Annotated in this window: 16 protein-coding genes; 9 read left to right on the forward strand and 7 right to left on the reverse strand. The window is 40.6% G+C overall.

Translation table 11 applies throughout. The features are described from left to right. Positions 1–167 precede the first annotated feature (167 nt). The 6 genes from RWN13_RS19780 to RWN13_RS19805 all read left to right on the forward strand — a co-directional run bounded on the left by RWN13_RS19780 (position 168) and on the right by RWN13_RS19805 (position 4072). Positions 168–458, forward strand: a complete 291-nt coding sequence (locus tag RWN13_RS19780) for a WXG100 family type VII secretion target (protein WP_314067272.1) — start codon at positions 168–170, stop codon at positions 456–458. A gap of 121 nt (positions 459–579) precedes the next feature. After that, entirely contained in the window at positions 580–987 is a 408-nt protein-coding gene (locus RWN13_RS19785) for a DUF1310 family protein (RefSeq protein ID WP_314067275.1), read from the forward strand. Then, positions 984–2210, forward strand: a complete 1227-nt coding sequence (locus tag RWN13_RS19790) for a hypothetical protein (protein WP_314067277.1) — start codon at positions 984–986, stop codon at positions 2208–2210. The genes RWN13_RS19785 and RWN13_RS19790 overlap by 4 nt, the downstream gene beginning before the upstream one ends. Further along, positions 2207–2569 (forward strand): hypothetical protein, encoded by a 363-nt coding sequence (locus RWN13_RS19795; protein ID WP_314067278.1) that lies wholly within the window; start codon positions 2207–2209, stop codon positions 2567–2569. The genes RWN13_RS19790 and RWN13_RS19795 overlap by 4 nt, the downstream gene beginning before the upstream one ends. 2 nt (positions 2570–2571) lie before the next feature. After that, positions 2572–2868 carry a hypothetical protein gene (locus RWN13_RS19800; RefSeq protein ID WP_314067281.1) on the forward strand — a complete coding sequence of 99 codons (297 nt, stop codon included), beginning with the start codon at positions 2572–2574 and terminating at the stop codon, positions 2866–2868. A gap of 985 nt (positions 2869–3853) precedes the next feature. After that, entirely contained in the window at positions 3854–4072 is a 219-nt protein-coding gene (locus RWN13_RS19805) for a hypothetical protein (RefSeq protein ID WP_314067283.1), read from the forward strand. Positions 4073–4412: 340 nt separating this feature from the next. On the opposite strand, the gene RWN13_RS19810 is transcribed toward RWN13_RS19805, so the two are convergent. Next, entirely contained in the window at positions 4413–4877 is a 465-nt protein-coding gene (locus RWN13_RS19810; protein ID WP_314067286.1) for a VOC family protein, read from the reverse strand. Positions 4878–4954: 77 nt separating this feature from the next. Here RWN13_RS19810 and RWN13_RS19815 point away from each other — a divergent pair, with 77 nt between their 5' ends. Beyond that, the gene (locus RWN13_RS19815; RefSeq protein WP_314067289.1) at positions 4955–5881 is read left to right on the forward strand and encodes a YafY family protein; all 927 of its coding nucleotides are present in this window, start codon (positions 4955–4957) and stop codon (positions 5879–5881) included. Between the two features lie 342 nt (positions 5882–6223). Continuing rightward, complete coding sequence (locus tag RWN13_RS19820; protein WP_314067291.1) at positions 6224–6934, forward strand: DNA alkylation repair protein; 711 nt, start codon at positions 6224–6226, stop codon at positions 6932–6934. A gap of 230 nt (positions 6935–7164) precedes the next feature. Here the strand turns inward: RWN13_RS19820 and RWN13_RS19825 are convergent, their stop codons facing one another. From RWN13_RS19825 to argF, 5 genes are read right to left on the reverse strand one after another with little or no spacing between them, the layout of a single operon-like run. Further along, a complete protein-coding gene (locus tag RWN13_RS19825; RefSeq protein ID WP_314067292.1) occupies positions 7165–8181 on the reverse strand; it encodes an NAD(P)-dependent oxidoreductase in 1017 nt (338 codons plus the stop codon). Positions 8182–8191: 10 nt separating this feature from the next. Next, positions 8192–9049, reverse strand: coding sequence for an arginine deiminase family protein (locus RWN13_RS19830; protein ID WP_314067295.1), 858 nt, complete (start codon positions 9047–9049; stop codon positions 8192–8194). A gap of 17 nt (positions 9050–9066) precedes the next feature. Further along, entirely contained in the window at positions 9067–10566 is a 1500-nt protein-coding gene (locus RWN13_RS19835; protein WP_314067296.1) for a YfcC family protein, read from the reverse strand. Then, positions 10566–11489 carry a carbamate kinase gene (gene arcC / locus RWN13_RS19840; protein WP_314067300.1) on the reverse strand — a complete coding sequence of 308 codons (924 nt, stop codon included), beginning with the start codon at positions 11487–11489 and terminating at the stop codon, positions 10566–10568. The genes RWN13_RS19835 and arcC overlap by 1 nt, the downstream gene beginning before the upstream one ends. A gap of 10 nt (positions 11490–11499) precedes the next feature. Then, entirely contained in the window at positions 11500–12438 is a 939-nt protein-coding gene (gene argF, locus RWN13_RS19845; RefSeq protein WP_314067302.1) for an ornithine carbamoyltransferase, read from the reverse strand. A gap of 2169 nt (positions 12439–14607) precedes the next feature. Between argF and RWN13_RS19850 the strand changes: the two genes are divergently transcribed. Then, positions 14608–14880, forward strand: coding sequence for a hypothetical protein (locus RWN13_RS19850; protein WP_314067304.1), 273 nt, complete (start codon positions 14608–14610; stop codon positions 14878–14880). Here RWN13_RS19850 and RWN13_RS19855 read toward each other — a convergent pair. Further along, positions 14852–15088 carry a hypothetical protein gene (locus RWN13_RS19855; RefSeq protein ID WP_314067306.1) on the reverse strand — a complete coding sequence of 79 codons (237 nt, stop codon included), beginning with the start codon at positions 15086–15088 and terminating at the stop codon, positions 14852–14854. The genes RWN13_RS19850 and RWN13_RS19855 overlap by 29 nt on opposite strands. Between the last annotated feature and the right edge of the window lie 117 nt (positions 15089–15205).

Here is a 15205-nt window from a genome sequence, read left to right on the forward strand (position 1 = left end):
TTATTAGTTAATATCAAAAAGGACAATTTGTTCTATTTGTTAAGTATTAACATACCTATTATAGACAGTTTTTAGTCTATGGTAGGTGTGTGTTTATAAAAAACATTGTCAAGGATTATTAAATAACGTATACTAAATAAGTGATTAAAAAAAGAGGAGGAATTAATATGAGTCAAATTAAATTAACACCAGCAGAGCTAGTAGCGTCAGCTGCAAAGTATAAACAGGGGTCTCAAAATATTACTGAGACACTTCAAATGTTAACACAAGAGCAAGAGACAATCAGATCTAACTGGGATGGAGCTGCATTCAGAAGTTTTGACGACCAATTCCAAGCTTTAACACCTAAAATCCAAGAATTTTCACAATTACTTGAAGATATTGATGTTCAACTGAAAAAAGTGGCAGAAATTGTCGAACAAACAGACCGAGATATCGCGTCTCAAATCAATGGCTAAGGAGATAGTCGAAGAGAGAAGAGAATATTACTTTCTCTCTTTTTTTAGTTATATTAGGAACTGAGAGAAAGTCACAAGATAAATGGAGAAGTGTACGCAAATCTGTTGAGGGAGTGTTGAGTTGAACAAGAAATCAATAATATTAGTAATCAGTGGTATCGTCATATTTGGCGTAGCAATAATAGGGGGCAGTTTTTATATGAATGAAAAAACTTTAAATGATGACATGTTAGAAGTAGTTAAAAGTAAAGAGGCACAGATGTCATATGTTAGAACAATAAAGAACTTGGACTCGAAAGCACTAACACCAGAAGGTATTATCCAAACATTCAAAGTGGATTTTAAGACTGTCAAACGCAACCCTATTGGGGGAATAATGCTAGAGTTAATTGTTAATGACGATGAAAAATTAACGATTGACGTTTTATTGGAAAAAGGGTCAGAAGCAGGTATGCTTAAAAATGGATGGGGTGGAGTGTCAAAAGAGTTAAATGATCTGTTAGAACCGAAGATAGAGGAAGAAAAATGAGATATTCTGACGAAGAACAACTGGAAATTGCTAAATTAGAATACAAAGATCTTAAAGAAGGTCAGAAAATAAGTATTAATGAAGGTGATATAGAAATAGGTTATGTTGCTAAAGTTATTAATAATAAGGAGACAGGTGAGCAAAGCTTTATTATAACAGATGGAAATCCTTCTAAACAAAAAGCTGGAGATGTAGAAAGTGTAGTAGTTCTTTATAGAGGATCTACGGCACCTGGGGTTAATAATTTATTAAGTAAAGATGTACGAGCTGATTGGCTAGGTAACGACGCGCCAATTGCTCAACAAATTGTAACTAATAAATTTACAGGTCCAACGCCTCAATTAGTTTCCTCTTCGGAAACATTAGATAAGGCAATGAAAAAATATGGTAATGCACTTTTTGATGTATATGGTCATTCTTTAGGTTCGATGAATGGACAGTATGCGCTCGCTAATGCTAAATACCCTGAAAGAATCAGAAATGCTTATCTATATGAAGGGCCTAATATTTATGGGCTTTTAACAAACAATCAAAAGAAGCAAGCAGACGGTCTAAAAAAGCGGATTTACAATTATATTGACCTAAAGGATAAGGTTCCGATTGGTTATGACTTAAAAGGGATTGGAATTATTGTATTTATCGATTCTAAAGATGGAAAAGATTTGATAGATCAGCATATGTGGGGGGGATACCAGTTTGATAATAATGGTAATCTTCTGTATCCTCAAGGAAAGATGATAACAGTAAGAACTGCCCAGACGGAAATGTTTATTGCAGACCAAATGAGGACGTTAGGCAAGCTTGCAGCGAAATTACAAGCTAGCGGAGGGACGTTATCTGCATCTGAACAAGTATATTTAGATAGTGAGAGCACGCTTGCAGTGTCCAATGGTGTCTATCAGTTAGTCGAACAAGCAGTCATTGATTTAGAAAATACATATAATGAAACGATTCAATCGATAGAGAAATTATGGCCAAAAACATTAAAAAGTGCTCGAAGCATAGGGGTTAACTTAAATGAAGCAGAAATAATTGAAGCGCTACAAGCAGGTGGTTGCAATAAGCAAACCTTAGTGGATGAGCCTATAGCAAAAATGATAGCTAAGTTAGCGGAAGTTAAAGCAGTCGGGCAGGACTACAAACAAATAGTTGATCAGATTAAATCTGGCGTTGAAAAGCAATTGGCAGCAGATCAAGATTTAGCAAGGCAGGTAGCGGGATGATAACAAAAGTGGAGAAATACTATCGTCTGCAAGAAGATTTAGAAGATGCTCATAAACAAAAACGATTAGAAGTAGAAAAAAATAAAGAGTTATTATTTTATGGACGACGACAGTCAGAGCAACAGTTTGATGAGTTACAAGAGCGTACCAACTATTTTTTGAGGGACCTCGGAGTAGATAATGAGGAAACCTTTCACACAAGAGCAATTATTGAACGTAGTAGAGATGAATTTCAAGAAGAAGTTTATTTGCTTGAAAAAGAGATTGATAATCAGTGGGAACAAACTGATGATGATTTTCGAAAAAAATACTCTCAAATTGAGGATGACCTCGAGAAATTGAGACGAGAGGAGACTTAGTGATGAATCGTAGTTTTTCACCAGTATCTGATGTAGAAAGAATGTTAGCAGAGATAAATAAAGAAAAGCAAAAACAGGCAGAAAAAAAAATTATTGAATCTTCTGTGGCAAAAACGAGCCTTGCTAACTCCTCTGCAAAGGTAACGAAATTTGAAACCAGTACTACCCAGACGTTAGCAGTTACTCGAAGTAGTGTTCAGAACGTTCTAAAAGGTTTGGATAGCTCCCTAAAGGGGAACTGGGGAAAGAAAGCTAGAGAAGTGTTTACTCAAAACGACACAAAACTAGGTTCACTTTAAAATAGTAGTATCAAAAACGTAGAAAGACCTTAGAACTCATTAATGGGCTCTAAGGTCTTTTTTTTGCCACAAAATTGCTATAAAAAAATAGTAAGTGATCCTTGGGAATCGTTTTCATTTATCTGTTAATGTTGATTTGACAACGTTTGACGTTAGAGGTCGCTACAGGATTACAGGATTATCATAAATACTTAATATCACTTTTGTGAATGGGCGTGACACCATTTATAACAAGTACAAACAAAAGGGAACTCTGAAGCGTAAGAGTTCCCTTTTGTTTGTCTATGGGTGATCAGACTAATTTCTTCACTTAAATCAGCCTAACAGGACTACTCACATATTTAGAGTCCATAACTTTTTATTAATAAAGACCTAAATTTCATTGATTTCGTGAAAAATAAGTCATTATATTATTGTTATAGCAAAACCAGTTAGAACCAAAACGGGAGTTGTGGGCTGTTTTTGGAAATATATGGAGTTGGCTTACCTATCTATCTGAGATGATAATAGAGCCAACCGTCGCTGAAACTTATGATAGAAATGAAAATACAGACCATACACTATGTATTCAATGATTCGAATGAAATAACATCAGGAAAAAAGAGGGGGGAAAGGATTTATTTACGTAGTCAGTTATTTTTTGTAAGCAAAAGCCGGTTCAAATTATGCCATTCTTTAGGTACTAACTCATTCTAAAGTGGTCTACTTTTTTTATCGGGGACGGCCATTTTAAGAAACGAGCGATAACCAGACTCAACACGGTTGGCTGGTGATTTATCCTACAGGGAAAGCGACAATGATCATCATAGCCACAGGTTAATTAGTTGAAATCGGGGGACTGTTGTCAGTTATTGAAGTTATTTAAGTAAAAACTGAGACCGATAATCCCTTAAGACTTGTTATGATAGTAGTGTAAGTTTACTGTCGGGCGACAGGGAAAGAAAAGATCATCACACGACACCAGATAATGAGTAAGGAGAAAATAATGGATATTGAAAAGAATTGGAAGGACGTCACTATTTATTACGTGACATTCAAAGCGGATAATTTTTCTCGTGACGTCAGTCGAACCTTTGTGTTCGAACGCTATTTGTCAGAAACTGAAGTAGCTAGAATTGTGACAGCAAAATTTCCTCACATTCAACGCATTTTACATGTCGAAGAGTGCGAAGCGGCTTTTTTAGCAAAAGAGTTACTTGAGTAAATCCTTTGTTTACTGATGGTCCCCACGAATGATGTAGGCAAGAACCAGCCTAGGCGTCTCATTAAAACGAGGCGTCTTTTTGTTCGCCTTGTAAGGGGGAAAGACGATAAGTGGGGGGACATAACTAAGATAAGTTAGGTAGATTGTCTACTAAAAAAAGCATCATTTATCAGTTAAACGGACATTCAATTAAACAAATAAAACGAACCTTAGACGATAAACACTGATTGAAAGGGGCCAATCAGTGCGTTAGATCTTCCAAGGTTCGTTTTAAGCATCAAAGGTCAGGTGTCCAATGGACAACATGACCTCGTGTAACAGGATGAGAGTCATCCTTAGTTTAGCCTTTTAAACTAGGATCAGGTTGTTTTTCTCGCGAAACTTGAATAATCACGCCAAAGGGATCTTGGATGATCCCGTAATAATCGGCAAATTCATTTTCCGTTGGTTGGGCGATGACCTTTGATCTAGAGTCAGATTGAATGGCATCAAAAAGAGTTTTCGCTTCCTCTACTGTACCTGTGGTGACACTAAACGAAAGGGCTTGGCCCATGGTTAAGGGCATAGAAGGATAAATCGGATTATCAACAATATTGAGTTGTGTGCCACCAATTTGCAAAACAGAATGAGAGATAAAGGTCTCTTCTCCTTTTGGTATAAGGAGCTCTGGGTCCATCTTTTCTTTAAACTGCTGGTTGGTGATTTTAAACAGAAGTTCTCCTTTAAAGACGGTCTGATAAAAAATCAGCCCTTCTTCGGCTTGACCATTTAAGTTCAAAAATAATGATAAGGTGATAGTTGTCATGTTAATGCCTCCTAATTATTTGGTATACTAAGCATACAATATAACGGTGTCATATTATGACACCGATGGAGGCAACTATGATAAAATCAGAAAGAATTAACCAAGAGCTGTTATTCCTTAGTGGCAAAACCCATTTTAACTTATCAGATATTATGAAAGAATTTAATATTTCAAAAAGCACCGCTTTACGTGACATGCAAGTGTTAGAAAGACTGGGGGTCCCTTTATACACGGAAGAGGGGCGTTACGGGGGCTACCGGTTAGTTCACCAGTCTTTATTGACTCCGATTTACTTTAACGAAAAAGAAATAGCCGCCATTTTTTTCTCGTTGCAATGTTTAAAATTCTTAGGCAATACCCCGTTTAAAACCTCTTACGAGCAGATTCATCAAAAACTATTAAAGACCTTTAGTCAGGAACGCCAAGAGTTTATTCTGAGTAGCTCGGATATGGTTCAGTATGAGGGCACGCAACAGATGGCTCCTGTCGAAAACCTAGAAGTGATTTTTCAAGCCATATTAGCAAATGAGTCCTTGGAAGTTCTATATCGACGATACGAGTCTATGAACAAACGCATTTTACCCATTCGTTTGACGATTATGGATGGTTTTTGGTATTGTGTGGCTTGGGACATAGAGAAAGGGGCTTGGCGCACTTATCGCTGTGACTATCTAGAGGTTATCAGCGTTCAATCTAGCGATCTTGTTTTTAATAAGGAACAGATTGCCGCCTCTTTTCAGATGCAAAGTCAAGAATACCGCAGGATGTCATTTAAAGTTAAACTAACCGCCAAAGGGAAAGACCATTTTTTAAGACGTCACTTTGCTAATATGACCTTGGAAGAACAGGAGGACCTTTATTTGACCGGGACCATCAACGAACAAGAAATGGACTTTCTGGTGACCTATTTACTAGGATTTGGAGAAGAGGCAATTATTATGACACCGATTTGCTTAAAAGAGGCTTACATTAAGCGGTTGAAAGAGATTTTGGCTCATTATTAACAAGGGAACATGACTAACATCATGTCCCTTGTGGGTCTCCTTTAATGACTGCCAGTCTCCAATCATTAATGCAGGCAAGAGTTTCACCCCAGCTTCCCTTAGTTCCTATTCAACATGAGGCTGCGTATCAATCATTATGAGACGTTGCTAGTAAAACTGTTGTGGAAGCGCCAAGGCAATTCTTGCAAGACATGTGATCCAGTTAACGTGAACGATCTGGTAACAGGGAATTAAGGGGACGAATGAGAAGAGAAGTCGTGGGTCAAGGGAACTGGAAAGTTGTTTATTTAACCGGCTCATAGTAAACTTAAGCCAATAAACACTTAATAGGGAGACTGAACAATGAATGTAACAGATATTATGACTGAATTGAAGGAATTGGGAACGACTCAGACTCGCAAAACCTTTACCACCCATGGGGCACCAGCCAATTGTTATGGGGTAAAGATTGGGGACTTAAAAAAACACTTGCTAAAAAAAGTCAAGCACGATCATGACCTTTGCTTGGCCTTGTTTGCGACAGGTAATACGGATGCTCAATATTTAGCCGGCTTGGGAATTGAACCCAAAAAGATGACAAAAGAGGAGATAAAGAGATGGTTAAGTCAGAGTCAGTGGTCGGCAATTGATGAAACCATCGTAGCAGGTGTTGCAGCTGAAAGTGAGGATGCTTTAGAACTAGCACGAGAATGGTTGGCACTGCCAGATGAACAATCACAAAATGTTGGCTGGTTGACTTATGGAAAATACCTGGCCCTTAGTTCAGACGATGAGATTCCCCAAGGGGAAGTGGAGAGGTTATTAGGGCGCTTAAAAAAGGAGATACATACGGCGCCTAACGCTATTCGTTACAGCATGAATCAATTTATTATTTATGTTGGCAGTTATTACCCTAAGTTGACGGCGTTAGCATTTGAGACAGCTGCGGACATTAGTGAAGTGGAGATTACCCTTGCCACAAAAGGCTGTCGTTTACCTAATCCTGCTGTGAAGATTCAGAAAGTCATTGACAGTAATCGCTTAGGCGTTAAACGCAAACGAATTATTTGTTAGACTTAGGCGATAGTGGGGGCAGATTAAATATCTGAGGGAGTTAAGAGTAATGACTTAAGACCATTAAAATAGACCATTCATGGACCTCTTTCCGTCCATGAATGGTCTATTTTTTTCTAGTTTGCCCTCAACTCGAGTGATCTTGAGGCAGCTAAAGTGCCATAATCAGCTACTAGCTTAAGCATGGCCATGATCCCCAAATGAAAGAGAGGAGTCTGCGCCAAGCATCCTTAATGGCTGATAGGTTCGTTGTGCCAGATTGCCCCCTCGTTCACCAACTTAAAAACCTTGTCCATTTGTCCTTGTAAGTAATAAACGATATTTTCTGTTGAAATTCGCTTTAGTTCCTTAATAGAGGTAGTGGAGTAAAAGGCCGCATGTGGGGTGATGAGCACATCTGATCGACCGACCAAGGGATGGTTGGTTAAATCAGGGGTCTCATCTCCTAATAAATCAAGGCCAGCCCCTTTAAGGTGACCTTGATCCAACGCCCAGATTAAATCTGCCTCGATGATACTGGCGCCACGTCCCATGTTGATCAAATAAGGTCGTTGTGTCATTTTTAGAAAATTTGACCGATTGAAAAGCCCCTTATTTGAGTCAGTTAAATTCATGTGATTGCTGATGACATCTGCCGTAGCGAAGAGTTTTTCCTGAGTGACAGAGGTGACGTTTAAATCAACCAATATCTTCTGGTCGATAAAAGGATCACAAGCAATGACGGTCATGCCTAGTGCTAAGGCTCGTTTAGCGACGGCTTGGCCAATTTTACCAAACCCTAGAATACCAAGAGTCATATCCTGTAAGCGAGGATTTGGTGTGACGTAATCAAAGCGCCATTGATGATGGTGATCAATATCATGACCATACTGCTTCAGATTTTTCACCAGTGACATCATCATCGCCATGGTAAATTCGGCAACGTCAATCGTCGAGTATTCACCTACTGGGCAAACACCAATCCCTCGTTGGGTGGCTGCTGACAGGTCCACATTGTCATAACCTGTTGCATTAAGTGAAATGACCTTTAAGCCTGGAGCCTGAGACATCGCCTCTTCATCAATTGGCATGAACGCCGTCAAAATAGCATCAGCATCGTGAATAACGTTAAAAAACTCTTGTCGTTTTTCATCACTGTACTCATAAATGACAATCTCGCAGTCGGGGAAGTGGGTTCGTAATAGCTGTTGCTCCTCGTCGTGGGTGGGCATCATGGAATCTGGGTAGTCCGAAATAACAATTTTCATCGGCTGCCCCTCACGATTCTCTTAAAACAGGGAAGGTCATACAGTGGGGGCCGCCACCTGCTTTGAGAATTTGTTCAAGGGGCAATGTGATAACCTCAAGACCAGCAGCCTCCATGGCTTGATTAACAAAGACGTTGTTTGCGATACCAAGTACTTTGCCATTGCCAAGGGCTTGCACATTACAGCCATGCTTTAAAATCAACTCACTGGGCACATCAATAATGGTATAGTCCCGCCGTTTTAGCATTTCCAAAAAGTCATAAGGGAGATCAAGAGTGGCGGCAAGACAGACTTTTTCAGCCACGATATTAAAAATCATATCCAAGTGCAAATTGGCAGGTGCAGCTGGCACCGCCACCACGGTATAGCCAAATTTTTCAAGTTGTTCTCTTAAATTAGCAACACCTGCCAAGTCAGTTCGATCGACAACGCCAAAGGCCAAGGTGTGCTCATCAATCATCCAAAAGTCACCACCTTCAAAACAACCGGCATTACAGCGGGCAATCACAGGAATCCCTAATTCTTTTAAGGTAGCTTCATATACCTCGGTTTCGCGTTGGCGTGCCGGATGTCGAAATTTACCGATAATTGCCCCTTCTTTCACCATGGCGCCAAAATCTCGGGAAAAGGTTTGGACTTCCAGTTCTTTATCAGGAAACATTTCAACGACGTCTACACCCGCCTCTTCATAGGCCGTTACCAGCGTTTGCCACTCGTCAACCATCCGCTCATTTTGCTCGGTCTCTCCTTTTGCCATCCAACTTTTGGTAATTTCATTAATCCCATTAAAGACATAATAAGTTGGGGGACAAACAATGACTTTCTTTAAGGGATTAGTGGCATTTTTAACATATTCAATTGTTTTCACAGGTATCCTCTCCATTCTTAGGTTAGAAACAAAACACTTACGAGTAACAGGCCGCAACAAACGAAAAAGAACAAGGCAATGTATGACCAAGTGGCCTTAAGCCAAGAGCCGTAATCCACATGAACTGCTTGAGTACAGGTCATGACAATAATTGAGGTAGGGGCAAATATTTTAACCAAGCCCAATGCCAGATTGTAGATAATCACCATGTTGGCTTCGGTTACCCCGGCAAAAACGGCCAGAGGCGCCATGATGGACATGGTAGCGGCGGCTAGACCTGTAGAGCTAGGAATAAAGGCCGCTAGTAAGAGGTAGACAAGAAAACAGGCAATCACAAATAACAACGGCGATAAGCTGCCTAATGTTTTTTCACAAGCGTTCAAGACGGTAGCGGTAATGTTGCCACTGGTCATTAGGACTTGAATGCCTCGAGCCAAAGGGACGATAAAAGCAGTTGACACCAGACTAGCAGCCCCTTTAATAAAAATAGTAATCGAGCGATCGATGCTGTATCCCATAATAAAGCCAGACAAAATGGTCATGACAATCAGCAAGCCATTGATTTCATTAAAATACCATTGACCAAGGGGGACTAAATCACTGCCGATTAAGGTGCCTAAAAAAGGCACTTGGGTAATCCAATCAGTGGCACGGTCGAAAAAGGTCCAATTAGCATTTAAGGAAGTCCAAGGAACTAAGGAAACAATCATAATCGTAAAGGTTAAGATAAAGATGAACAGTACTTTTTTTTGTCTCTTATTCAAGTTTGTTTGTTCCTCAGTGCTGGTAAATTCGCTGATATCTTGTTGGCGACGATAAAATTGAACCGATTTTTCCGGATGTTCTTTGATTTGTTTAGCATAGCGGCAAATCATCAAGGAAACGGCGCTTAATAAGACGATAAATATCGCTGTTCGCAAGATGATTCCTTCGCCGGGACTAATGCCGGCAATCCCTGAAGCGATACCAGTTGAAAAGGGGTTGACAATCGAAGCGGCACAGCCAGCTTGTGAGCCAAAAATAACAATCATCAAGGCCACAATCGTGTCTAATCCCAAGGCTAAAATAACAGGTAAAAACATCAGTAAATAGACAAATCCTTCTTCGTAAGCCCCTTGAACTGTTCCAAAGAGGCCCATGATAAACGTCAACAACGTAATCAATACAAAGTAATTATGCTGGTATTTCACAGCGACTCCTTTTAAGGCGATATTAATGGCTCCTACTTCGTCCATCATTTCTAAAAAACTACCAAAGAGCATCACATTTAGTGAAATCGTAATGGCCCCAGAAATTTGGGCATTTCCGACCATGCCGATGATTGGCGCCATCAAAACGTCCCATAGTCCTTGTCGATTAGCCTTGATGGGTGAGTAAGTACCAGCTAGGGCTTGACCAGCATCATTTAGCTGATAGTGACCACCGGGCACAATCCAGGTCAAGACAGCGACAATCAGCAAAACAAAGAAGATGATAACATAGGTATTAGGTGACTTAAACTTCTTTTTAGTAGCCATTAGACTCCCTCCTGAATAACTGTTCCGCGCTGAAAAAGAGGCTCACGAAGGCCAGCGATCGACGTGATGATCGCTTTGTTTGTTGGTTTGACCTCTGCAAAGCGAATGGCCGCTAGAACTTTAGGTAACATCGAGCCAGGAGGGAAGTGGCCCTCCGTCATCCAGTGAGATAATTCTTTAGTTGAGACATTGGCCAGCGGCTGTTGATTGGTTTTCCCATAGTTCAGGAAGACGCCATCCACAGCGGTTAAGATCAGCAACAGGTCGGCCTCAATTACTTCTGCTAAAAGTTCACTGGAAAAGTCTTTATCGATGACCGCATCCACACCGACTAACTGTTGCCCTTCTTGAATGACGGGAATGCCTCCGCCACCGCAAGCAATGACCAGCTGTCCTTTTTCCAGCAAGTCTTGAATGCTAGTCTTTTCGACAATGTCGAGGGGAAAAGGAGAGGGAACCACTCTGCGATAGCCTCGTCCAGCGTCTTCTTTCATGACATATCCCTGCTCGTTCACTAGGTGGCGGGCCTCTCGTTCTGAATAAAATAAGCCAATTGGTTTAGTAGGCGCCCTAAAGGCAGGATCCTCTTTAGCGACGACGACTTGAGTGAGACAGGTGCAAGCTTCTGTTTCCAGACCTTGCTTCTTTAATTCATTTCCCAGGGCTTGTTGCAAGTGATAGCCGATATAACCTTGACTCATGGCTGTGCACTCGGCAAAAGGCATCGTCTGTTGCTGGTTGTCCAGCTGTTGGAAGGCGTGATTGATCATGCCAACTTGGGGACCGTTACCATGAGTGATGACCACTTGATGGTCTGCTGTCAACGACACGATGTCTGGGACAATGGTATGAATGGCTTTTTTTTGGTCACTAACTGTTTGTCCTAAGGCGTTGCCTCCAAGGGCGATTACTAGTTTAGCCATAGTCTCCTCCTTAATCTGCAACAGCAGCCAAAATGGCCTTAATCGCGTGCATCCTATTTTCTCCTTGATCAAAAATAACAGATTGGGAACATTCCATAACCTCGTCGGTGACTTCCTCCCCACGATGAGCAGGCAAGCAATGCATAAATATGGCATCTGATTTGGCTTTTGCTAAGGCGTCTAGGGTAACTTGATAGGGTTTAAAAGACGCCTTTAAGTGAACAATCTCGGCCTCGCTTTGGCCCATGCTGTATTGAGACATACCATAAACAATGTCTGCCTGATTGAGGGCTTCATCAAAATCTTGGGTGAGGGTTATGACAGCTCCCGACAAGTGGGCCCGCCTGTTCGTTTCCGCCCAAATCAGTGGGTCGGGTTCGATTCCCTCAGGACAGGCCATCGCTAAATCAATGCCAAAAGAGGCGCAGAAAATCATCGTGGTGTAAGCCACATTATACAAGTTGCCAGCGTAACACATTTTTAGGCCCTTCAATTGTCCCTTTTTCTCGATAATGGTCATGATATCAGCAATCCCTTGTGTGGGATGTTCCAAGGCAGTGAGTCCGTTTATGACTGGGGTTCTCATCCATGCCGCACATTCTTCGACTATCTCATGGCCAAAGGTGCGGATAAACAACCCATCAAAATAACGATCTAAAATCCGAGCCGTATCCTTTAGTGGTTCGCCACGAGTCATTTGCAATTCGTCGGGGCGCAAGTAGACCAGCTTGATTCCTAAATCTGCTGCGGCACGTTCCAGAGCATTTCGGGTTCGAGTGCTGTTTTTTTCAAATAAAGCCGCCCAAACCTGACCTTTAAGGTATTCATGAGGTTCACGGGTCGTCCATTTACGTTTGAAATCCAAGGCTAAATCAGTGATGAACGTGAGTTCTTCCACGCTCATGTCTTTAAAGGCTAAATAGTCCTTTCCTTTAAGGTGGTGTCTCATTATCAATCTCCTCTTTTCTGTTTAATAGCTAAAATCACCAGTAGGTCAAACCAATACGTTATGACAGCAGTTACCAGATAAAAAAGCATCACAAGAGTGATCATGGCCACATCAATGGCTAGCAGTGGCAGGCCTACCATTGATCGAATGAGTTATTCGCTGAGCACACCCAACAAAAAAACAGCATTAGACAAAATCTGCCTAATGCTGTGTTCAATAGCGCATGAAAAAAGAGTATTTCAATAACGGTGTCTAAATTATGTCTTAAGGATATAGTAAAATAAGCCCCCAATCTGCTAGTTTATTTTCTGTTATTCCTAAAAAAATACTAGAAAATAGCCGCTAAATTGGTTACAATAAAGACACGCTAGCTTGGCTAGCCTATTGGCAACTTGATTGATTAGATTCCAGTCTAAGTAATCAGGGCTACAGGGGGAGTGTTTGAGACTCATCCTTGTAGTGCCAATTTTTTTGATTTAGTTGGTGTGATGCTTTATGCCGCCTATTGTACGATGTTTTGAAAACGTTGTCAACATTGAATTTATTAAATAACAACAAAATTGTGACAGATTGAACAATCGAGGGAGTCCAGCAGTGACCTGTGTTGAAGTAAGATGAACAGGCTGAACAATAAAAAACGCTGAAGGGTCGAATGAAGAGAAAAGCGTACGGGACCACTAGAAAAAAGGCGTCCAATCCAACCCTTAAGCCACCCATCCATTTTTTTCTTACGCTTATTCTAGGAGAGGCTATTATTTAGCCATCTTTTGAAGGACAATCTCTTTTTAATTGAAATCATGGAGGTAGATGATGGTTTAGTAGAGCACCTCATCTAACTAAACGTGAGGGGGGGCATTTAGACCAAACACCATATAACTTGAAAGAGCTTTTTTAGTCCCATTAAAAGCCTGTCTTTCACGATGCTATCAATGATGAAAAGAGAAGAGGCCATGTTTTGAGATAGTGATTTGCTCCCACTCATCTAAATCTGGCCACATAAAAAGAACCCTTCTACTGATAACCATCAGCCAGAAGAGTTCTTATAGTTGTTATTTAATAAAAAAAGACTTGACACCGCTTTCGACAGATTATACAATATGGGCGTTAAGATAAACCCACAATTACATAAATCCATTGGCTACTGCACTCGAGATTGGCGTCTCAAATGCAGTATGAAACCTTGAACAATCAGCACTAACTGACTAATCAAGCGCCAATAGTGTAGCGCCTAAGCGCTAACATCTTTATTATACTCAATTTGAACGGATTTTTCTAGCTGTTTTTTTGAGTTTCCTAAAGAAGGGGGAGTTTCTCCGTTGTTAAGCTTGGCCAAATGAGGATTTTTTCCCTTATAACTATTGAAGCGGTATTAGACATGATGTCTGATATGGCTTTTTTTCGTTCAAATGGACCGATCTGAATTTGGCTCAATCAAAGCTGACGAGCGTTGATTGAGTGCAGGGTTTATCTTAATGACGCAAGCACCGAGGAACTGAATGGGCACTCTTCATCAAGACAGTATTTGAGGTTATAGCTGTTTTGATGGATGGTGATACCTCAACAAGTAATGCGCTTTATCCAGACAAGTCGGTTGAAAGTAGGGGAAAGAAAAATCAAGGGAAGTCTTTTGAGTTGGGGGACTTCACAAGGATCATCAAGCTTCTCCTTGATTTTTCAACAATGGTATCTTGACAAGTATCACCCCACCCAACACGGACCCCAGCACAGTTTCAATCAGAATGTCAGGGAGTGGCCACTCCAAGTTATGCGGAAAGCAAGGTAGAGCGAGTTTACGCAGAGGTAAATGGTTTTAGACGTACGGTTAAGGAGTCGTTAGCGCAAGAGTAGTGCTAACGGCTCTTTTTCTGATAAAAGTGTCTGTGTAAAGGTTTGAGCGGATTGTGATTGCTTGTGACGTGAGTTATTTTGGCAGGAAAAAATCGGATAATAATCATATTCATCAGATATAGAGAAAAAAGCTTGAAAAATCTAATTAATGGAGAGTGTTATTAAAAAATAAGTGATAGCGCCTACTCTATTTTGTACAATGTGAACATTAGGAATGAGTCAAATCAGTAGATGTTTAAAGAATAAACTCGTCAATCCTATTTGTTAGAAGGACCATTATCTTGTTTAGAAAGTAAAGAAGGCTGGAAAAGTGAGGTAGCTATGAAAATTTATGTGGATATAACACGTCATATCAGGTTATGGGATTTAAACTACTATCAAAAAATCGCAGGAGTCTTTTTTGACAAAGTTTTTGTACATCACCCAGATGACGTGCTGGAGAAGGTTATAGAAGAGCTAGGTGAGTTAAGTGAGTTAAGGAACCTGCCGATTTGTGTTGTGTTAACAGCTAAAGGGGCGGCTGAATTGGTGGAAGAAGCAAAGGAAATAGGGGCAAATAGTATCGTCATTGAGTCGGAAAAGTTAATGCCCTGATTTGTTGAGGAGCGAGACCTGTTGCTTCTGAAATTAGTTCAACAGAAAGGCCTATTTCGATTGACTTGAGCGCTATTTGTTGACAAAGGCCAAGATTTTTAATTGATTCTCTGAGCCCCAGTTCGTATCCTTCTTTATATCCTTCTTCCCATGCATATCCACATATGGCCTTCTCATCTTCGCGAGCTTTTTCAATCACATCAATCATGTTTTTCCTCCATTTCCAAACCCTTATAAGCAAACACCCACGAGCAATCATGTAGATGAGTATGCTCGTGGGTTTAGTGTCTACAGCTCTTTAATACGGTCGATACTGAGCCCCGTT

It is taken from the genome of uncultured Vagococcus sp. (assembly GCF_963518325.1).
Lineage (GTDB): Bacteria > Bacillota > Bacilli > Lactobacillales > Vagococcaceae > Vagococcus_D.